Consider the following 21,428-nt stretch of genomic DNA (forward strand, 5'->3'; position numbering starts at 1 on the left):
TACGAAATTAAAAATTTGAATTTATATAATGGTTTAAACTTTTTATGTTTTATGTATACATAATACATAATACGTTTATTATAAGTCAACACTTTTTTGTTTTTTCTGAAATTTCAGATTAGTAGATTACTTAATTTAATTCAATTCAATTCAAGTAAAGGAAAAAGTCTAACCTCTAGCTTATTATACAAAAATGTCAAAAAAATCATTGCAAATTAAAGAACAAATAGCAGAGACTTCACCCTAATTCTTAATTAGCTAAATAGGTCTCCACTTGCCTTCCCCGTCAGCACCAGAAAAAAGCTGTCTGAAATGGCAGCTTTTTTTCTGGTGTAACTATGGTTTTTTATAAGTTATCTATTGCTTCCTTTCCTTTCTTCCAATATTGCGAATTCGCCCCACCCCGCTTAACAAAGCAGGAATTAGAATTGGCAACATGACAAAAGTAAGTAGAACAAGCCCTAGAATAACCGTTATGGCTATTTCAATAAGCGTTATGACACCTGAAGGCATTAATGCCGCAAATGTACCTCCAAGAATGATCGCTGCTGATATCACCACACCTCCAATGTGACGTGTGGCATCGATAATAGCTTTTGTCGAATTCCCCTCCAGCTCTCTATAACGCATCATCAAGAAGATACTGTAGTCTACTCCTAATGCAACAATCATGATGAAACTAAAGAATGGTACATTCCACGCTAGTTCACTCATATTGAGAAATTTAGCGCTTATAATACTACTCATACCTATGGCAGTATAGTACGTTATGAGTAAAGAGGCTAAAATAAAAATTGGTTTTAGGAAAGAACGAGTAATAATGATCAGAATGATACCAATGCCTATTAGCATGATGGCTGCTGTTCGAGTGAAATCCCCACTCGCAATTTCTTCAAGATCCACATTTTGCGATGTTCTTCCACCGATTGCTACCTTCGCATCACGAAACTCACTACTTTTAATGATCGCTTGTATCTCTTGCTCAATTTGGTCAACAATTATCATGGCTTCCTTTGAATAAGGATTCACATCTAAAATGATGCCCATCTGAGTTATTTTCCGATTATCGGACATATACATGTTCAATGATTTTTGGAACTCATCACTCACTAAAACATCCTTTGGCATATATAACTTTTCAGAAGCCTCTGATTCACTAAGACCTGTTAAATAGTCTTGCACATTTGTTAAACCTGTGCTGACGTCTTGTAAACCTTTTGTGCTTGCTGATAATCCTGATTGTAAGGTTGCCATTTTATCTGCTAAATCCGTTAGTCCTGTTTGCAGTTGCTTTTGTCCCTCGTTAATCGTCATTAATCCTGATTCAAGGGAGGGTACTTGGCTTGCGATTTGGTTAGACCCCTTTGCTGCAGATTGCAAACCATGTGTTAAGCTAGAAGATGCTTCATATAGTTGATTCACACCTGCTTGTAATTGGGAGAAGCTACTGTTCACTTTGGCAAGAGAAGCATTTACTTCCCTAAATGATGTCATGGCCCCTTCGAATTGAGCTGTCACTGTGTGTAATTTCTCTGATAATTGCTCTAATTGCTGCCTTTCAGTTGATGCAATGCTAAGCGTTGTTTGTACATTCATATCATTAGCTAACTCTGGTTTTGACTGTACGAGTGCATGCGTTGCACTTTCAATTTGTCTATATCCTTTTTCTGCACTTTCAATCCCTTGCCCAATGCTGGTAAAATTCGTACTAAATGAGGACAAACCTTTTTCAAGTTCCGTATAACCATTTAATAATTGTGACATCGAAATGGATAAAGTGTTCGTATTTTCTTTTACAGAAGCTAAACCATTTTCTAGTTCTTGGACGCCATTTGCTCCTGCACTTACGCCGTTTGTTAATTGATCAATAGCAGTCCCTAAACTAGAAACACCTTTTGTCATTTCATCTGTTCCTTGAATTAATGCCTGAACATTTTGAGCAGCATTTGTATCTGTTTGTTGGAATTGTTGCTCAGCTGAAGACAAACCATTACTAATCCTACCTACACCTTCATTCGCATCACCTAAGCCACTCTTTATTTGTTTAGATTGCTCCGTGATGTATAGGTCATCCATTTTTTCTCCAACTGGTCGTGTAGCTGTTAATACTTTAGATACACCGTCAATCTGCGAAATCTTTTCAGCTATTTCATCTAATGCTTGTAATGATTTTGCATTATCCAGTGCTTCATTTGACTGTAAGGCAAGTGTAGTAGGTGATGAAAAACCTGCTGGGAAATGCGCTTCAATCACATTAATCCCTTGCTTTGAAGCATAACGATCATCGATTTCCAACAAGTCATTATAGCTTAGAGAATGACTAGAATTCATGATAAAAGGAACGCACAAAATCGCTGTAAAGACTAGTGCAACGAAAGGTCTTAAAACAGATAGCCTCGCTAAAAATCCCCAGATTTTACTGTCATTATGACCAGTAAAAGTTTTCGCTGGCCAGAACATCTTTTTCCCCAGTAAAGCCATAAAAAAAGGATTTAAGGTCAATAAGACCAATAAGAGTACAGCTACGCCAATTGCTACAGCTGAACTTGCTCGGTATAACCCGAATTCCGCCAAATAAAGAGCCATAAATCCAATAAACACCGCAAGCGCACTATACAGAACCGTTTTTCCAGCTGTTTTATACGTGCTGCGCACTGCTTTCCAACGATCTTCCTGCTTCACCAGTTCTTCCTTAAATCGAGTGAAGAGTAAGATATTATAATCTGTGCCGATACCGAATAAAATAACAACTAAAAATACTTGAGTAAAATTCGAAAATGGGTAATTAAACTGATCTACTAAGTGTGCAATGATTCCTAGTGACACTAAGTAAGCTACTCCAACCGATAAAAGAGAGACGAATGGCACTATTGGTGATCGGAAAACAAGAATGAGCACAGCGATAATAAAGATAATCGCTATTATTTCTGTTTTCTTAATCCCCTCTTGTGTGGATTGAACGAAATCTTCCATTACCAGACTGTTTCCTGTTAGATAGGTATCTACATTTTTACTATCTATAATTTTAGTAAGCTCCTTCGTTATCTCAGAAATTTCTCTATTATTCTGCTCAACAGAAAGCTGAGCTAGAATGGTAGTTCCATCTTCAGAAATGAGCTGTTTTTTCGTTTGCTCATTATCTAAATGAGTCATAATCTCCTTCATACCAAGCTGAGTTTGTTCTTTTTTTAATTCTTTAATGATTTTTCCTACTTCTTCTTTTTGTTCCTTTGTTAATGCTTGATCATTCCCACTATTGAAGACAGCAATAATTTGATACCTTTCCCCACTGTCATTATCCATTTGATTAAGCAGATCTTCTGCAATATTGCTTTGAGCACTTTCGGGAATAGTAATTTGCCCTTTTTCTCTAACCAATTGATCTAAATTAGGCATCGTCGTGACGATAAGGACTGTCATGACTATCCATAAAACGAACGATGTTACTCGCCAATTCATGATTTTTTTCATCATCATTTCTCTCACTTTCACTTTACTAAATTAATAATTATCTAGAGAATGCTAACCTCTAGATAAACGATTATAAAATCATACAGGTGTATACTTTTATTCGTAAATCAAGTATACTTAGCCTCAGAAAACGGGACAATGTTCAATTTTCGTCTATATGTACAACTTTGAACATTGACATATCAATGTGTTCAACTTTAGAAAAATATTTTAGGAGTGCAAAAAAAATGAGTGGGAAAGCAGAATACAAAAGCGCAATTCGCTCAAGAAAAATGATTAGGCACGCATTTGTAGAATTAGTGCTGGAGAAGGATTTAGAAAAGATCACCGTAAAAAATATTGTTGAACGAGCTGAAGTAAGTAGAGGAACATTCTATGCTCATTACTCGGATATTTTGGCGGTTATTGAGGAAATTGAAAATGAACTAATGGGCAAAATGGTAGAGTTTCTGAATGATTTTAAAGCGGTCGAAATCATTCAAAATCCGATGCCTTTCTTTTTAAAAATGGTGGACTTTTTACAACAAGATATTGAATTTTACCGAAAGTTAATCTTTGTACAGGGGGCCTCTTGCTTTGTCGTGAAATTAAAAGACATTCTGATCGAGAAAATCATTAGTTTTCAAGAAACTATTCATCCCAGTCAAGAACGTCAAGAATTTGTATTACGTGTCCATTTCTTAGTAGGTGGGCTAATGTCGATGTATCAAGATTGGTTAGCAGGAAAATTCGATTGTTCATTAGAAGAGCTCACAAAGTCCATCAGTCGAATGATGATACAAGGGCTACAATCTTATACGTTCAAATAAAGTGCTATTTACTGCAAAAAAGAAGCTGCAATCACAGCTTCTTTCATATTTACCTCTATATATCAGCTAGCTTTTGCCCATAAGCACTTGCATAAATTGCTTAATGAATTTTAGCTTGTAAGAGGAAAATCTATTTATGCCAAAATATTCAATGTGAATTCAGCGAAAAAACAACGAAGGAATCATCAAGATCGAAATATCATTTTCTAGCATAGGCATTTTTGGAAGCATGTGCCAACACCATTATATTTTCCTTCACCATGTTCATATTAAGCGTGGTCACTCCGAAAACTAGTTAAATTGGCCATTAAATAAGAAGGAAACACCCCTCTATACATTTAATAATTCAGATCAATAGTAACCAAGATAGCTTAGATGACTACTTGATTTTCACAATTATCTTCCCCTTTGCCCTTCCAGACTCAGCATATCCCATCGCTTTTTGAGCTTCTTCAAATGTAAAAGTTCGATCAATGACGGGTTTGATTTTACCAGATTCAATATAGTCCGCAATTATACGTAATTGATCACCGCTTGGCTTCATAAATAAAAAGGAATATTGCGCATGATGCTTCTTTTCAAGTGCAGTCAGTTTATAACTTGCTGCTGAAAATAATAGGGTTTTGAAAAATCCTGAATCATTTTCTTTAGCAAAACGGGCATTTGGCATGCCAGAAACAGAAACAATTTTCCCTCCATTTTTGATGATCCCGAAAGATTTTTCAAGCGTCTCACCCCCAAGTGTATCAAAGACGGCATCATAATTTCCCAATATTTCTTCAAACTTCTCTGTCTTGTAATTGATCACTTCGTCTGCACCAAGAGATGTGACTAAGTTTGCACCAGCTTCACTAGCAGTTGTTGCTACTGTGGCACCCATTACTTTAGCCAGTTGAATAGCAAAAGTGCCTACACCACCAGACCCTGCATGAATTAAAATCTTTTGTCCTTTTTGTAAGTGCATGATGTCATGTAATGCTTGATATGAAGTTAACCCAACGAGAGGGATGGATGCAGCTTCCTCAAAGCTCAAGTTTTTAGGTTTTAGGGCTATATCATCTTCATGTATTGCGATAAATTCGGCAAAAGTACCGATTTTACTTTTACGTGGACGTGCATATATTTCATCGCCCACTTTAAAACGAGTTACTTTTGTGCCAACCTTTACCACAACTCCCGAAAAATCATTTCCAAGGATTAGAGGCATTTTATATTGTATTAACAACTTCACTTTCCCATCGCGTATTTTAAAATCAATAGGATTAATACTAGCGGCATGAATTTCTGCAAGTATCTCATATTCACCAATTTCAGGTGTAGGTATTTCTGCTAACTGCATCGGGGCTTTGCCATATTGATTGATAACCATTGCTTTCATCGTTTATTCCTCCAAATAACTTATCGTATTCTCAATAAAATTCCTTTAATAGCGTCTCAATATCCGTAACAAGTGTTTTTAGTAAACCTAATTTTGTGCGTATATCTATATAATAAAAGTTTTTTGTCCCTTCTTTACGCATTAAAATAACACCGGCATCACGTAAAATTTTAAGGTGATGTGACACAGCAGGTCTAGAGAGATGGGTTTGTTCTGTGATTTCGCCTACACGTAATCCTGTTTGACAATCCGTAGCCATTAACACAAGTAAAATAGATTGACGTGTTTCATCACCAATGGCCAATAGTACCTTTTGACAGTTGATAAAATTTTCTTTAATGGTGTGTAGTTGGTCCTGTTTAGTCATGTAAATAATCCCTCCTTTAATTAGTTGAATAGTTTAAGTTATTGAACCATCCTATGGATACAACCATAAAGTACAATGCTATTCTGTGCAATATTGAGAAAGAAAATCGAGACGAATCCAATCTTTGGAGGTGAATTCTTTCTCGACAACAAAAAAACACAGAAGTCACATGGACCTCTGTGTTATTTGCTTTCCTTAATGAGTGCCTTCATATCTCCAACAATAGTTTCAACTGGTACGTTTGTCGCGCCATCATAGTCTTTTACAACTGTGCCGTCTGCGTTCACTAAATAATAGCTCGACATATGTATGACTTGGTCTGAGTTTGGATCATTTTTGACTAATGAATTGAATGATTTACGTGCAAATTGTTCGATAAATTTTTGTTGATAGCCCGTTAATAGCTGCCATTTGCTTTCATCGACAACATTATACGTATTTAAATAGTTCGTTAATACCTCAGGCTTATCCACCTCTGGATCTACACTAAATGCGACAATTTGATAATCCTCAAGGCCTTCATCCTGTAGTGCTTGCTGGACCTCTGTCATATTAAATGTCATTGGCGGACAGATCGTCGTACAGTTTGTAAAAATAAACATTGCTAGCCAAGGCTTACCTTTTAAATCATCTAGGCTCACTTGTTCATTTTTTTGATTCATTACATTGAAATCTTGGACCTCAATGTTTACAGATGGCTCAAATTTGTAGCTTCCGCAAGCAGCTAAAATGCTGCTGAATGCTAGAACTAAAACGAGCAATATACTTTTCTTTTTCATTTGTGGTACCACTTCCCTTCATTTCATCATCTTATTTTATTCATTCTAGAAGCCAAATACAAGATAATGGACTTACCCCCAGATTGCTATTTGTATAACATGTGAACATTAACTAATTCTGGTATTTCATTACACTACATCTTCCAAATGACACATCCTTTTCAAAATTTTTTTGAAAGCTTTTTTTTATTATTTTCGTTATTTCCCAAGAGAAAGAACAGTTGTTATATAACAAACTAGTTCTACCTTTTACACTTCTCTGGGTTTTAATAGAAGAATAATAAAATACAGAAAATTCTCTTTTGTGAGTATATTTTCTCCTACATTCAACTTTATCAGCAACAAACTATTTCAATAATATTATTTCACTCGAAATTCTCGTTCTCTTTAATACCATTTTATTCTATTAAACACTTAATATTTCTATGTTATTTCTACGTAACTAAACTGACTAAAAATTATAAAAACTCAAAATTTAGTATTGCATTATAAGAATATCCCCCATAAAATAAGTGAATATAACGACGAAAGAAAAAGAAATATGTCGTTTAAAACAGAAATATATAACTTTAGGGGGAATAATAATGGCGAATGTTTCTAGTGAAAAACAGGCTCAATCAATTGATTATCATGCAATTGAGGCAATGGAATCGTTTAATACCTTTGTGAAAAAGAAAAATACCTTTCTTTTCTCGATTACAGCAGTGTTTCTAATTCTTTATATTTTGCTTCCGATCCTTGCCTCCCAACCTGTACTACAACAAAAATTATTCGGAAATATTACGGGTGTATGGGTATATTCTGCAGGGTTATTTATCATGACCATTGTGCTCTGTACAGTATATGTAAAAAAAGCTGCTTCATTCGATAAAGCTGCGGCTGCTGTGCTAGCCGAGTATCATGCGAAAGGTGGTAACTAAATGAATATTGTATCTGTAGGTTTCTTTTTAGCCATTGTTGGATTAACACTTGTCGTTACCTATATTGCAGCAAAACGCACTTCCTCAGCTGCTGATTTTTACACAGCCGGTGGTGGATTAAAGGGGTGGCAAAACGGCTTTGCGATTGCTGGTGACTATTTATCAGCAGCTGCCTTTCTTGGGGTGTCTGGTGCGATTGCCTTAACTGGTTTTGATGGTTTCTTCTTCTCTGTTGGCTATGTTGTAGCAAATTTAGTGCTTCTTTATGTCATTGCTGAGCCTATGCGTAATTTGGGGCGTTACACATTAGCAGATATGTTAACGGCTCGTTTTAATGAAAAACGAATTCGTGGCGTGGCTGCATCAGGTACGATTATTATTGTGATTCTTTACATGATTGCACAGCTTGTAGGTGCTGGTGCATTAATTAAACTACTATTTGGAATTGAATATTGGATTGCTGTGTTAATTGTCGGCGTTATGATGACAACATATGTATTGTTTGGCGGCATGACAGCAACTTCGTGGGTACAAATTATTAAAGCAAGCTTGTTATTATTTGGGACAGGTCTATTAGCGGTATTAGTGTTAATGAAATTTGATTTCTCTCTTATGAAAATGTTTGACACAATTGCAATGGATCATGGGGAAGAATTCCTTGTGCCTGGGATTAAATACACAAGCACAATCGACTCCGTTTCGATGATGATGGCGTTAGTTTTAGGAACATCAGGTTTACCACATATTTTAATGCGTTTCTTTACCGTAAAAGATGCCAAGACAGCACGTTCTTCTATTTCTTGGACAACTTGGATTACAGCTATTTTCTTCTCACTAACGATCTTCTTAGGGTTCGGTGCGCTAAACTTTGTTGGATTAGATCAAATTCTTGCTGAAAGTAAGGCTGGTAATACGGCTGCCCCACTTCTAGCGCATTATTTAGGCGGAGATGTCTTGATGGCATTTATTGGCGCCGTAGCCTTTGCGACGATTTTAGCTGTTGTGTCAGGCTTAGTGTTAACGGGGGCTTCTGCTATTTCTCATGATATTTATGGAGAAATCATAAAAGGAGGGAAATTAACTGAAAAGCAACAGGTTGTAGCTGCACGTACAGGCTCTATTTCGATTGCGATTGTGTCTATTATTCTTGCATTGTTTGCCCAAAGCTTAAATGTTTCGTTCCTAGTATCCTTTGCCTTTTGTATCGGTGCCTCAGCCAACCTACCTGTGATCCTTTATACAATCTATTGGAAGAAATTTAATTCCACAGGAGCTGTAACAGCTATGGTAACGGGTTTAGTGTCCTGTTTAATTTTAGGCGCAATGGGACCGAATGTCTGGAGCCCCGTTGAAGGTGCAGCCATCTTTGTTGGTCAACCGCTTGTACCACTTGCTGTTCCTGCGATTATTACGATTCCATTAGGCTTTATTGCTGGGTACCTTGGTACAGTTTTGACAGCTAGCAAAGTACCACAGGAAGAAGCTGAACGTATTTATCAAGAAATTCGTGTGAAAGCGAATACAGGCGTATCTGTTTCTGATATTTCTCATTAATATTTATTCACCTCTTGCATAATGAATTCCAATTCAAAAAATGCAAAAAAATAGGCAAAAAATTCGATTTTTCATCGAGTTTTTCGCCTTTTTTGTTATTCAATATCTACTAATTTATTTATTGAACAATACTATTTCTCTTCCAAAAAACAGAAAAAATCCAATTCCCACTAGGTAAATGGTGTTTAATTTTAATTGAAAAAACAAGATTTTCTTGTAAATTTACCCTTCTATTTTTGTCAAGAATCTAGATTTCCCTTTGCTTTATTTATTTATCTGAATTTTCTAAAACCCCCTATATTCTTGAGTTTGTGCCATTTTTTCTCTCTCAGGACTATTTTCTGAAAAATTTTTTTTGCATAATTTTTCTGAAATGTATTGCAATTTTGTGAACTGTTTCATAAAATGAAAATGTGAATTCACTAAACTAGCAAAATCAAGTCTTGAGGTAGAAAAAATATACACAAAATGGGGAATGTTAATGGCGAACAATCAGGCAAAAAAAGGTATCGTGATTGACTATGATGCAATTGCAAACCAAGAATCATTTAAATCTCTTGTACGCAGAAAAAATTCTTTTCTTTGGTCTATAACTGTCATATTTTTATTGGCATACATGTTGTTACCAATTCTGACATCGTACACGACAATTCTACATCAAAAGGCATTTGGGGAAATTACTTGGGTGTGGATCTATGCAGCAGGGCTATTCATCATGACATGGGGGTTATGTCATTTATATGTAGCTAAGGCAAACAACTTTGATAGAGAAGCAAAAGCGATTATCGCTGAATACGAAAACGGAGGTGGCCGCCGATGAGTAACGGAATGAGTTTTACAGCCATATTCTTCTTCGTAGCCATAGTTGGTTTAACATTAGTTATTACATGGTGGGCATCTAAACGTACATCTTCCGCAAGTGATTTCTACACTGCAGGTGGTGGCTTAACAGGCTGGCAAAATGGACTAGCTATCGCTGGAGACTATTTATCAGCAGCCTCTTTCCTAGGTATCGCTGGTGCAGTGGCGTTATTTGGATTTGACGGATTCTTCTTCTCTATTGGTTATTTAGTAGCTTACTTAGTGGTGTTATACATCGTTGCTGAGCCATTACGTAACCTTGGGAAATTTACATTAGCTGACATGATTACAGCGCGCTTCAATAATGCAAAAGTTCGTGGAACAGCTGCTTTAAGCACGATTACAATTGTTTTATTCTACATGATTGCACAACTAGTTGGTGCAGGAGCACTTATTCAATTACTTTTAGGAATCGACTACTGGATTGCCGTGTTAATCGTAGGTTTCATGATGACAACATACGTATTATTCGGTGGTATGACAGCGACATCTTGGGTGCAAATCATCAAAGCTTGTCTGTTAATGCTTGGTACAGTGATTATTTCGTTCTTAGTATTAAAAGAGTTCGGCTTCAGTATCTCGACAATGTTTACAGAAATGACAACAGCTACTGATAGTGGTGCTGCTTATTTAAATCCAGGTCTAAAATACACAAATGGACTTGATACAATCTCTATGTTAATTGCCTTAGTATTGGGTACTGCGGGTCTTCCACATATTTTAATGCGTTTCTTTACAGTAAAAGACGCAAAAACAGCTCGTTCATCGGTTATTTGGGCTACTTGGATCGTAGGTATTTTCTACGTTCTAACAATTTTCTTAGGTTTCGGTGCAGCAGCATTCGTTGGAAAGGAAGATATTATCGCTGCAAACGCTGCTGGTAACATGGCTGCCCCACTGCTTGCAGAAGCACTTGGTGGAGACATCCTATTCTCATTCGTTTGTGCGGTAGCCTTCGCAACAATCCTAGCGGTAGTAGCAGGTCTTGTACTTTCAGGTGCATCTGCCCTATCTCATGATATTTATGGACAAATTATTAAAAAGGGTAAAATTACAGAAAAAGAGCAAGTTCTTGCAGCTCGCATTGGTTCCATTACAATCGCTGTTATTTCTATCCTATTAGCACTTGGCGCACAAACATTAAACGTTGCATTCTTAGTATCTCTAGCATTCTGTATTGCGGGATCTGCTAACCTTCCAGTTATTATCTATACAATTTATTGGAAACGCTTTAATACAGCTGGTGCTGTAACGGCGATGTTAACAGGTTTAATTTCTGCATTAGTGTTAGTTGCTATTTCACCAAACGTATGGAATCCAGTTGAAGGTAAGGCGATTTTCGTTGGTGAACCATTAATCATGTTAACGAACCCAGCCTTAATCTCTGTACCACTTGGTTTCCTTGGTGGTTTCATCGGTACATTACTTTCTAAAGAAACGGATGACGCGAAGTATCGTGAAGTTGACGTTAAAGCAAACACAGGTATTTCTGTACAGGACGTATCTCACTAATCACTCAACACCCTCGTAAGCATCTCGCTTACGAGGTTTTACTTTTTCTTCCCTATTCGCTACTATAGAATGAGAAAAAGATTGGAGGTTATGCTCATGTCACAATCAAGGGCTAAAAAGAAACGGATGCATGTTAAACGAACTGTCGGCAAGGATGTTGAAAAAAACCGTCAATCTATATCCTTCAGTACACACGAGCGCATAACAAAAACAAAGAATGAGAAACTCGATCATGATTTCACAAAACATAAAAAGCAGTATAAGGACGACTAACGTTCCCTATACTGCTTTTTCTTTTAAAGCCGATAAAAGGCATTGGTGTTTTGCGTGATAATTTGAGCCACTTCCTGTGTCGACAACCCCTTGATGGACGCTATGACCTCAATGGTCGAATGCATCATCCACGGAGATGTACGCTTATTTGTAAACGGTCCTTCAAAAGGCCAAGGACCATCCGTTTCCACCATCATTAGTTCAATGGGATAAGCTTGTATCAACTGTTGAATTTCTTGTTCATACAAACAATCAGGGGTGATCGAAATAAAATAGCCATGCTGAATCATGCGTTTCACCACAGCCTCATCCCCTTTAAACCAATGAAAATGTGCTTGGCGAAGCTGATGTTTGTCAAGTAAATCACAAACGATGCTAGCATCCTCATAGACAGCGTGTAACACTATTGGCTTATCCAATTCCTTTGCCAAGACTATAAAACGCTCTAATAGAGCCACATAAAGTCGGTCATCTATCGTTTGCTCTTGTTTTAAATAATAAGGTAGACCCACCTCACCAATAGCAACCATATCATCCTGATGCGAACGAATCCAATCAAATAAAGCTGTCTCATCATTTGGACTTAGTAAAGGCTGTTCCGGATGAAAGCCAAAAGCAGCCTTTACTTGCTGATAGCTATTCGATAAACGCAACGTTCTTTCACAAGAGGAAAGTTGCATACTAACCGCGATTACAGCTTTCACTTCTTCTAATAAGGAAGGAATTTCCTCATCGGTGTACTGATCCAAATGAATATGCGCATCAATCAACATACATATCACCCTTTTCCTCCTGTAAATACATAAATAATTGTTGCTTTAACGCTGTGAATGCTGCAGAATGTCGAATTTCCTCTTTCCGAGGTCTCTCAAACGGCACGATGATTTCCTTTTTAACCGTCGCAGGACGTTTGCTTAAAACAAGGATCCGATCCGCTAAAAAGAGTGCTTCCTCAATACTATGCGTGACAAATAGTATTGATTTACGATAGGCTTCCCAGATGGATAATAGCCACGCTTGCATTTCCAGTCTGGTGAATTCATCCAGCGCAGAAAATGGTTCATCTAAGCATAAAATAGGCTTATCACTGACCATCGCACGTATAAAAGATACACGCTGTTGCATGCCGCCTGACAATTCGTTTGGATAAGCATGGATAAATGAACCAAGCCCCACCTTTTCAAGCCACTCTATAGCACGTTCAGTATTTGGTTGATGCTGTAATTCCTCTACGAGTGTGACATTCTCTAAAATCGTGCGCCAAGGTAGTAGACAAGGCTGCTGAGGCATATAACCAATCGTTCCTCTTTTTCGCTGAATGTCCTCTTCATTTAATAAAATGGACCCTTGATCAATCGTAGAAACGCCACCAATTAATTGAAAAAGGGTACTCTTACCACTGCCAGAGGGACCAACAATGGCCACAAACTCTCCAGCTTTAACGTCAAAGGATACATCTTCAAGAACTTGCAGGGTATCAAAGGATTTAGCGATGTTTTGAATGCTGAGCATGATAGCCTCTCCCCTTCACCATGAATTTTTCAAGTAAGCGAATACTGCTAAACAACAGTAAGCTTAATAAAACAATCGCAAAAATGGCTACGAATACACGATCAGTGCGGAACGAGGACTGTGCTAGGGTCATATAAACGCCTATTCCTTTTTTTGCACCAAGCCACTCCGCAATAACAGCGCCCATCACACTATACGTCGCAGCAATTTTTACACCTGAAAAAATCGTTGGGTATGCATGAGGCCATTCAAGCTTCCAAAAAGTTTGCGCCTTTGTAGCACCAACCATGGCAAAATAATGCTTTAACTCAGGTGCTGTTTGCCGAAATCCGTCCATTGCCGCAATAACAATGGGGAAAAAGCACACGAGGCAAATAATGATGAGCTTTGGTAATAAACCAAAGCCAAACCAAATAATGAGCAATGGCGCTAAGACAAGAATAGGGATATTTTGCGACATAATTAAAATCGGATAAAACAACTCCCGAATAAATGTAAATCGATGCAAGACAATCGCCACCATTAATCCACAGGCAATACCAATGGCAAGTCCTAATAAGGCTAATTGCATCGTAGCCCAAGCATGTGGTAAAAAGGTTTGATAGGCTTTAAAAGCTTCCAACAAAATACGACTTGGTGCAGGTAATAACCAATGAGGAACTTCAGCCACATGCACAATGAGCTCCCACACGAATAAGAGGAAGGCGATAAAAATAATCGTCCTTCCCTTTTGCAAAGCTTGTTTCATTACTGGTATTTCTCCGTTAATGTATCCATTGTTATACCAGTTGGCTGATATAATATTTTCACTTGTGTAATGACATTGATAGCACCAAGCTCAATCATCTTGTCATTCATTTTTTCAATGATTTGCAGCAACATTGACAGCTCACCTTCCATCGTCGTTTCCAACGGATGTACCTCATATTTCACACCAGCAGCATCTATCACAGCAATCGCCGCATCGACATACGGTATAACATCCTCAAATTTCTCTGTTTTTGGAATGATTTGAACACTGATTAATGAATTCGCCATCTTATTTGGTCTCCTTTTTAGGTAAGAAATCGTTTGTAAAGGCTTGTTTCGCATTAAATTCGCCCTCTAACACGTTGTTGCTAGACATCCATTTTGCATAGTTTTCCCATACAGAAAGCTTTTGCTCTCCCCATTGCTTGGCATCATCCTGATATTTATCAGCTAGCCATTCCTGACTTTTATGCACTAACGCTTGATCTAAATCGGGAGCCGCTTCTATTAAAATATCAGCCGCCTCACTTGGATGTGCTATGGCGTATTCATAGCCCTTCGATGCAGCCGCCACAAACGCTTGAACTAGGTCAGGATTGTCCTGGATCATTTTTTCATTTGTAGCTAGAACAGGTGTATAATAGTCCAGCTGATCACTATAATCTGTTAAGTACAGCATATTAATCTTTTCACCCCGTAGCTCAGCTTCAATACCTGTCCACGCGTAATAAATCCAAGCAAAATCAATATCCTTTTGCATCATCGTGAAAAAATCTAAATCTCCTGCATTGACGATATCTAGTTTATGAATGTCTGCCTTTTCTGTTTGCATCAATGATTGTAGGACAGCTTGCTCTAGTGGAGCCCCCCAACCGCCATAGGTTTTACCTTCGAAATCCTTTGGTGATGTAATACCTTTTGATGCAATAGAAGCAAAGCCAGATGTATTATGTTGAATAATAGCAGCAATGGAGACAAGAGGCACATCTTGCACACGAGCCTGTGTAATCCCTTCCTGATAGCTCACACCAAACTCTGCCTTGCCAGAAGCAACAAGCTGATCGGCTCCTGCCTCCCCAGGCATAATAATGTCAACATCTAAGCCCTGCTCCTCAAAATAACCGAGTTTTTTTGCGACATACAGTCCTGTATGATTTGTATTTGGTGTCCAATCTAAGACCACTGATACTTTTTTCAGCTGATCAGTAGCCTGCTTGTCCTCCTTGTCACTACAGCCCACTAACGTTAAAAGTGCAGCCACTAGAATAAATAACCATTTTTTCATGCGAAGTCCTCCTAGTCGATAATGTGAAAGTGTTCATGATTGAATGTTGTCACCAGAAAGAAAGCGTATGCGTTTGGCAAGATATTGCTTGAAAACATAAAAAAACGCCTAGGATTCCTCCCAGACGTATTGCAATCAATCTTCAAAACTTTGCTTTTTTGAATAGATGTTCCCTACGCTGGTACGAGCCAAATCAGGTTCAAAGGGTCAGCGTCTATCGGACACAATCTCAGCTAGCAACTACTAGCCCCCCTACATTCTTGTGCTATGAACTTTTCGTTGATTATTATACCCATAGTTACGCTAAAATGACAAGATGCTATTTTTGACTAACGACTGCTCTCGTAAAAAAACCCAGCACTCCTAAGAGACTGGGCTTATCATTAGCTTAGTTTCTGTTCTTTTTTAGCCGTTAAAACATGGGAAATAGCCCCATCTGTTGCAATATCCACTTTAAACGAACCGTTGGAATGGCGATCAGCACGCGTCAATGTTTGGACATCAATGAGCTCTTGTACACCTTTTTCCGTTTCAATCACTATTTGCTCCTCATTCGTTGCTTGAATAACTGCCACAATACGGTGAGGATTTGCTTTTAATTCTGTTAATACTTTTAGACCACGTTTTGCACGACTTGCCACTTCAACTTCTGCAACATTCATTTTCTTCACGGCTCCACGCTGTGTGACGATTACCACATATTGTGTAGCATCAGGCTGTAGCACATTGACACCGACTAAGGCTTCTCCATCCTTTAGCGTGATGCCTTTGACACCGCCTGTTTTCACCCCTGTAACTGGTAATTCTTCCAGTGGGAAACGAATCGCATAGGCTGTATCCGTTGTTAACATCAGTTCCACATCATCTGTCACAAACGATGCAAAGATCATCGCATCGCCCGCTTTAACATTCATTGTTTTTATTGGCTTCGAATAACGCGTCACCGCATAATCTGCCAGTGGGGAGCGTTTAATTTGACCATCTTTTGTAGCTGTTAAAATATACGTATTTGGCTGTTCGAATGTTTCAAAGCCATACACTGCAATAATAGACTCATCTTCCCCTGTTGGCACAATACTTGAAATATGCTGTCCAAGATCCTTCCAGCGAATATCAGGTAGCTCATGAACAGGCTGGTAAATATAATTGCCTCGATTTGTGAACAGTAACAGATGATGCTGTGTATTTAAGGTTGCTTCATACAATAAGTAATCCGAATCCTTCATCGCAAAATCCTGACCATTGGAAGCGGCATGTGAACGTGTGGATGTACGTTTAATATAGCCATCCTTTGTCACCGTCACCACAACCTCTTCACTTGGCACAAGGACATCTAGCGTAATTTTAATTTCTTCTATTTCCTGCTCAATTTTCGAGCGACGTGGCTCTGTGAAGCGTTTCTTAATCTCTAGTAACTCTTGTTTAATGACACGTACAAGCTTGGCTTCACTTTGTAAAATTCCTTCTAGCTTCGCAATCAACTTATTTAACTCGTCTTGTTCTTGACGAAGCTCTGTAATGTCTGTATTCGTTAAACGATATAATTGTAAGCTAACGATCGCCTCGGCTTGTACCTCTGTAAAATCAAACTTCGCTTGTAAATTAAGCTTCGCATCCTTCTTATCGTTAGAAGAACGGATTGTCGCAATCACTTCATCTAAAATGGAGAGTGCTTTAATTAACCCTTCTACAATATGAGAACGATCCTTTGCCTTTTGTAAATCATAAATCGAACGGTTCGTCACCACTTCTTTTTGATGCGCAATATAGGCATCTAGCAATAATGGCAATGTCATCATCGTTGGACGACGATTATGAATAGCAATCATATTAAAATTATAAGCTACCTGTAAATCTGTTGTTTTAAATAGGTATTGTAAGATTCCTTTTCCCGGAACATCTTTTTTCAGCTCAATTACAACACGTAAGCCTGTACGGTCTGATTCATCTCGGATTTCCGCAATACCCTCTAAACGTTTATCTACACGTTGCTCATCAATTTTTTTCACAAGATTCGCTTTATTCACATCATATGGTAATTCCGTGATGACAATTTGCTCTTTGCCACCCTTGATCGGTTCTACTACGGCTTGCGCACGGACAATGATTTTACCTCGACCTGTTTCATAAGCCTTTTTGATGCCATCTACCCCTTGGATAATCCCACCTGTCGGGAAATCCGGCCCTTTAATCACAGTCATTAATTCATCTACTGTCACGTTCGGCTTGTCTAAGCGCATTAACACAGCATCTAGCACTTCATCTAGCGCATGCGGGGGAATATCTGTTGCATAGCCAGCCGAAATCCCTGTAGAGCCATTGACTAGTAAGTTTGGAAAACGTGCAGGTAAAACAGTCGGCTCCATATCTTGATCATCAAAGTTTGGTACAAACTCGACCGTTTTCTTGCCAATATCTCGTAGCATTTCACCAGCAATAGCAGACAGTCTCGCCTCTGTATAACGCATCGCAGCTGGAGGATCACCATCAACCGAACCATTGTTACCATGCATCTCAATAAGCATATGACGTGCCTTCCAGTCCTGACTCATACGTACCATTGCTTCATAAACAGAGCTATCACCGTGCGGATGGTAATTACCGATTACGTTCCCGACAGTTTTTGCGGATTTTCGAAACGGTTTATCCTGTGTATTGCCTTCTGTAAACATTGCATATAAAATACGACGCTGTACTGGTTTAAGACCGTCACGTGCATCAGGCAACGCGCGGTCTTGAATAATATATTTACTATAGCGACCAAAACGATCACCCATCACTTCTTCTAGCGGTAAATCTTGAAACTTTTCTGTACTACTCATGCTTGGTCCTCCTCTTGTTGGATGAATTCATTTTCTAAAATATTTGAATCATCCTCCATACCGAAGTCAACATTGGCTTCGATCCATTTACGACGCGGTTCTACTTTATCACCCATTAACGTCGTGACACGTCTCTCTGCACGTGCACCATCCTCGATTGTGACACGAATTAATGTCCGTGTCTCAGGGTTCATTGTCGTATCCCATAGCTGGTCAGCATTCATCTCACCAAGACCTTTATAGCGCTGCAATATGTAACCCTTTCCAACTTTCTGGATGGCCTTTTGTAAATCGTTTTCTGTCCAAGCATATTCAATCACTTCTTTTTTACCAGTACCTTTTGATACCTTATAAAGTGGTGGTAAAGCGATATAGACTTTGCCTCCTTCAATGAGTGGACGCATATAACGATAGAAGAACGTTAAGAGCAAGACTTGAATATGTGCCCCGTCCGTATCCGCATCGGTCATAATCACTACTTTATCGTAGGCTGAATCCTCCACAGCAAAATCCGTGCCAACACCTGCTCCAATCGCATGGATAATCGTTGATATTTCTTCGTTTTTCATAATGTCCTGTAGCTTGGCTTTTTCTGTGTTGATGACCTTACCGCGCAAAGGCAAAATCGCTTGGAATGTACGATCACGACCTTGTTTGGCAGAACCACCCGCAGAATCACCCTCAACTAAATACAACTCATTCTTGGCCGCATTGCGAGACTGAGCTGGTGTTAATTTGCCTGATAGAATCGTACTACCTTTTTTGCTTTTCTTGCCATTCCGAGCGTCCTCACGCGCTTTACGAGCCGCTTCTCTTACTTGCTGCGCACGGATTGCTTTACGTACAAGAGAAGCCGATAACTCTGCATTTTCCTCTAGCACATACAAAATTTGCTCAGACACTACGCTATCTACGGCAGAGCGAGCCTCACTTGTACCAAGCTTGCCCTTGGTTTGTCCTTCAAATTGTAATAAATGCTCTGGAATACGAACAGACACGATTGCTGCTAAACCCTCACGAATATCTGTCCCTTCAAGGTTTTTATCCTTGTCCTTTAGCAAGCCGATTTTTCTTGCATATTCATTAAATACACGCGTCAATGCCGCTTTTGCACCCGTTTCATGTGTGCCGCCATCACGAGTACGTACATTATTAACGAACGACAAAATCGTTTCTGAATAACCATCGTTATATTGGAAAGCGAATTCTACTTCAATATCATCTTGTATGCCTTCTACATATTTCACAGGATGAAGAACATCCTTTTCTTCATTCAAATACGCAACGAAAGCTTCAATGCCATTCTCATAAAAGAATACATCTTGTTTGCCTTCCTCGCGCTCATCGATTAATTCAATTTTTAAGCCCTTTAATAAAAAGGCTGATTCACGTAAACGTTCTGCTAACGTATCATAATTGAATTTTGTGACAGAAAAAATCGTTTCGTCTGGTAGGAAATGAACAAGTGTACCTGTTTGCTTCGTTTGCCCAATTTCTTCAAGTGTTGTGACAGGATGTCCACCATGCTCAAAGCGCTGACGATACTTTTTACCATCACGATGAATCGTCACCTCTAAAAATGTTGATAGTGCATTAACTACAGAGGAACCTACACCATGCAAGCCACCACTTGTTTTATAACCACCTTGTCCAAATTTACCACCTGCGTGTAACACCGTAAAAATAATTTCAGGGGTAGGTTTACCCATTTTATGCATACCTGTTGGCATCCCACGGCCAAAGTCGCGCACACTCATACTTTGATCCTTATGAATTGTGACAATAATATGAGATCCAAAGCCGGCCAGTGCTTCATCCACCGCATTATCTACGATTTCATACACAAGGTGATGAAGTCCACGGCCATCCGTTGAACCGATATACATGCCAGGTCGTTTGCGTACCGCTTCTAATCCTTCTAATACTTGTATAGCGTCATCATTATAAACGCTAGTTGACTGTTTATTCGTCAAAAAATTCCCCTCCAAAAAACAAACACATGTTCTATTTATGTTCTCATCCTAATAATAATAGCATTTCCTGTCAATAGCTAGCGACAGGTCCATTAAATTTTTAAAATTTGCTCACAGTTTTGATCATCTTTATCAATAGTAAACATCTGCAACAGTTGCTTAAAATTGGTATTTAAGCAGGGCAGACTGCTACTAGTATCCATAAACGTTTGACGCATAGTAGCCGATTTAGTTTCAGCATACATAGAATCTAGTTCAGTGTAAACGCTACAATGTTTATTACGGTTAAACTGGATAAAGTTAGACTTCTATTCTACCAAAGGAATGAAGGATTGACAAAATTGCCTTTTTGCCTATATTTTTATAAAGGCTTTTTTTCACTTTCTAGAATCTCATGTCTGAAAGCCTACCCCTTATTAATAGGTTTTCTTTTGTATTGAATTCAAGGCTCCTAATGAAATCTCCTTCATAACATTGTAGATTAGCAAGAAAAAGTGTAAAATACTTGTTACAAACTATTAGTACCAAGTGATGGACTATGAATGAAAGGAGTCCAGCTATGATCAATGGACTTATTATTTTATGTGCTTATCTAATCGGCTCTATACCTTCTGGATTATGGATAGGTAAAATTTTTTATAATACCGATATTCGTGAACACGGGAGCGGTAATCTTGGTGCAACCAACACATTCCGAACATTAGGGAAAAAAGCAGGTATTGTTGTAACCGTAATGGATGTGCTCAAAGGAACAGCTGCGGTTTTATTAGTAGCACTTCCCGTTTTCTCTGACAGCACACTGCATCCCTTATTACTTGGTCTTGTTGCCGTAATCGGTCATATGTTTCCGATCTTCGCCAATTTCCGTGGTGGAAAAGCAGTGGCAACATCCGCAGGTGTTTTATTAGGCTATTCGTGGCCACTCTTTGTCCTATTATTTATTACCTTTATTGTGACATTAAAAATCACAAAGATCGTCAGCCTAACATCGATGATAGCCGCTTTAGTAGCACTTATCTATGCAATCGTTTATTATTTTGTTACGGGTGACTTTGCATTAGGCATCTTGGTAGCCTTTTTATTTACCTTTATTATTTATCGTCACCGTGCCAATATTACACGTATTAAAAACGGCACTGAGCCAAAGGTAAAATGGCTTTAG

General features: G+C 38.4%; 18 protein-coding genes and 1 riboswitch. Of the genes, 7 read left to right on the top strand and 11 right to left on the bottom strand.

What is annotated here, in order from left to right; all coding sequences use genetic code 11:
* Positions 1–357: 357 nt before the first annotated feature.
* Positions 358–3,471, bottom strand: coding sequence for an MMPL family transporter (locus MHI04_RS11845; RefSeq protein WP_342535773.1), 3,114 nt, complete (start codon positions 3,469–3,471; stop codon positions 358–360).
* A gap of 227 nt (positions 3,472–3,698) precedes the next feature.
* On the opposite strand from MHI04_RS11845, the gene MHI04_RS11850 reads away from it, so the two are divergent.
* Positions 3,699–4,280 carry a TetR/AcrR family transcriptional regulator gene (locus MHI04_RS11850; RefSeq protein ID WP_036126188.1) on the top strand — a complete coding sequence of 194 codons (582 nt, stop codon included), beginning with the start codon at positions 3,699–3,701 and terminating at the stop codon, positions 4,278–4,280.
* A 379-nt stretch (positions 4,281–4,659) separates the two neighbouring features.
* Here MHI04_RS11850 and MHI04_RS11855 read toward each other — a convergent pair whose 3' ends face one another.
* From MHI04_RS11855 to MHI04_RS11865, 3 genes are all read right to left on the bottom strand, one after another.
* Positions 4,660–5,658, bottom strand: coding sequence for an NADP-dependent oxidoreductase (locus MHI04_RS11855; RefSeq protein ID WP_342534856.1), 999 nt, complete (start codon positions 5,656–5,658; stop codon positions 4,660–4,662).
* A gap of 31 nt (positions 5,659–5,689) precedes the next feature.
* Positions 5,690–6,034, bottom strand: coding sequence for a metalloregulator ArsR/SmtB family transcription factor (locus tag MHI04_RS11860; RefSeq protein ID WP_036126183.1), 345 nt, complete (start codon positions 6,032–6,034; stop codon positions 5,690–5,692).
* Between the two features lie 173 nt (positions 6,035–6,207).
* Entirely contained in the window at positions 6,208–6,804 is a 597-nt protein-coding gene (locus MHI04_RS11865; RefSeq protein WP_036126181.1) for an SCO family protein, read from the bottom strand.
* Between the two features lie 584 nt (positions 6,805–7,388).
* On the opposite strand from MHI04_RS11865, the gene MHI04_RS11870 reads away from it, so the two are divergent.
* The 5 genes from MHI04_RS11870 (at position 7,389) to MHI04_RS11890 (ending at position 11,924) form a co-directional block, all read left to right on the top strand.
* Positions 7,389–7,724 carry a DUF485 domain-containing protein gene (locus MHI04_RS11870; RefSeq protein WP_342534857.1) on the top strand — a complete coding sequence of 112 codons (336 nt, stop codon included), beginning with the start codon at positions 7,389–7,391 and terminating at the stop codon, positions 7,722–7,724.
* Positions 7,725–9,278, top strand: coding sequence for a cation acetate symporter (locus MHI04_RS11875; protein WP_101966697.1), 1,554 nt, complete (start codon positions 7,725–7,727; stop codon positions 9,276–9,278).
* A 481-nt stretch (positions 9,279–9,759) separates the two neighbouring features.
* Positions 9,760–10,098: a DUF485 domain-containing protein gene (locus MHI04_RS11880; protein WP_036125957.1), complete on the top strand. Its 339-nt coding sequence runs from the start codon at positions 9,760–9,762 to the stop codon at positions 10,096–10,098.
* An 8-nt stretch (positions 10,099–10,106) separates the two neighbouring features.
* The gene (locus MHI04_RS11885; RefSeq protein ID WP_058843561.1) at positions 10,107–11,651 is read left to right on the top strand and encodes a sodium/solute symporter; all 1,545 of its coding nucleotides are present in this window, start codon (positions 10,107–10,109) and stop codon (positions 11,649–11,651) included.
* Between the two features lie 96 nt (positions 11,652–11,747).
* Positions 11,748–11,924: a hypothetical protein gene (locus tag MHI04_RS11890; protein WP_170829828.1), complete on the top strand. Its 177-nt coding sequence runs from the start codon at positions 11,748–11,750 to the stop codon at positions 11,922–11,924.
* A 23-nt stretch (positions 11,925–11,947) separates the two neighbouring features.
* On the opposite strand, the gene MHI04_RS11895 is transcribed toward MHI04_RS11890, so the two are convergent.
* The 7 genes from MHI04_RS11895 to parE all read right to left on the bottom strand — a co-directional run bounded on the left by MHI04_RS11895 (position 11,948) and on the right by parE (position 20,266).
* Positions 11,948–12,697, bottom strand: coding sequence for a TatD family hydrolase (locus tag MHI04_RS11895; protein WP_036125954.1), 750 nt, complete (start codon positions 12,695–12,697; stop codon positions 11,948–11,950).
* Positions 12,687–13,436 (bottom strand): ABC transporter ATP-binding protein, encoded by a 750-nt coding sequence (locus MHI04_RS11900; RefSeq protein WP_342534858.1) that lies wholly within the window; start codon positions 13,434–13,436, stop codon positions 12,687–12,689. The genes MHI04_RS11895 and MHI04_RS11900 overlap by 11 nt, the downstream gene beginning before the upstream one ends.
* Complete coding sequence (locus tag MHI04_RS11905; RefSeq protein ID WP_036125944.1) at positions 13,411–14,184, bottom strand: ABC transporter permease; 774 nt, start codon at positions 14,182–14,184, stop codon at positions 13,411–13,413. The genes MHI04_RS11900 and MHI04_RS11905 overlap by 26 nt, the downstream gene beginning before the upstream one ends.
* Complete coding sequence (locus MHI04_RS11910) at positions 14,184–14,474, bottom strand: thiamine-binding protein (protein WP_036125941.1); 291 nt, start codon at positions 14,472–14,474, stop codon at positions 14,184–14,186. The genes MHI04_RS11905 and MHI04_RS11910 overlap by 1 nt, the downstream gene beginning before the upstream one ends.
* A 1-nt stretch (position 14,475) precedes the next feature.
* A complete protein-coding gene (locus MHI04_RS11915) occupies positions 14,476–15,471 on the bottom strand; it encodes an ABC transporter substrate-binding protein (RefSeq protein ID WP_342534859.1) in 996 nt (331 codons plus the stop codon).
* A 153-nt stretch (positions 15,472–15,624) separates the two neighbouring features.
* Positions 15,625–15,735, bottom strand: a riboswitch (TPP riboswitch).
* Between the two features lie 119 nt (positions 15,736–15,854).
* Positions 15,855–18,293, bottom strand: coding sequence for a DNA topoisomerase IV subunit A (gene parC, locus MHI04_RS11920; protein ID WP_058843538.1), 2,439 nt, complete (start codon positions 18,291–18,293; stop codon positions 15,855–15,857).
* Complete coding sequence (parE, locus tag MHI04_RS11925) at positions 18,290–20,266, bottom strand: DNA topoisomerase IV subunit B (RefSeq protein ID WP_036117619.1); 1,977 nt, start codon at positions 20,264–20,266, stop codon at positions 18,290–18,292. Before parE ends, parC begins: the two co-directional genes overlap by 4 nt.
* 559 nt (positions 20,267–20,825) lie before the next feature.
* Here parE and plsY point away from each other — a divergent pair.
* Positions 20,826–21,428: a glycerol-3-phosphate 1-O-acyltransferase PlsY gene (gene plsY, locus MHI04_RS11930; protein ID WP_036117616.1), complete on the top strand. Its 603-nt coding sequence runs from the start codon at positions 20,826–20,828 to the stop codon at positions 21,426–21,428.

The organism is Lysinibacillus sp. FSL K6-1151, assembly GCF_038630755.1.
Taxonomy (GTDB): domain Bacteria; phylum Bacillota; class Bacilli; order Bacillales_A; family Planococcaceae; genus Lysinibacillus; species Lysinibacillus fusiformis_D.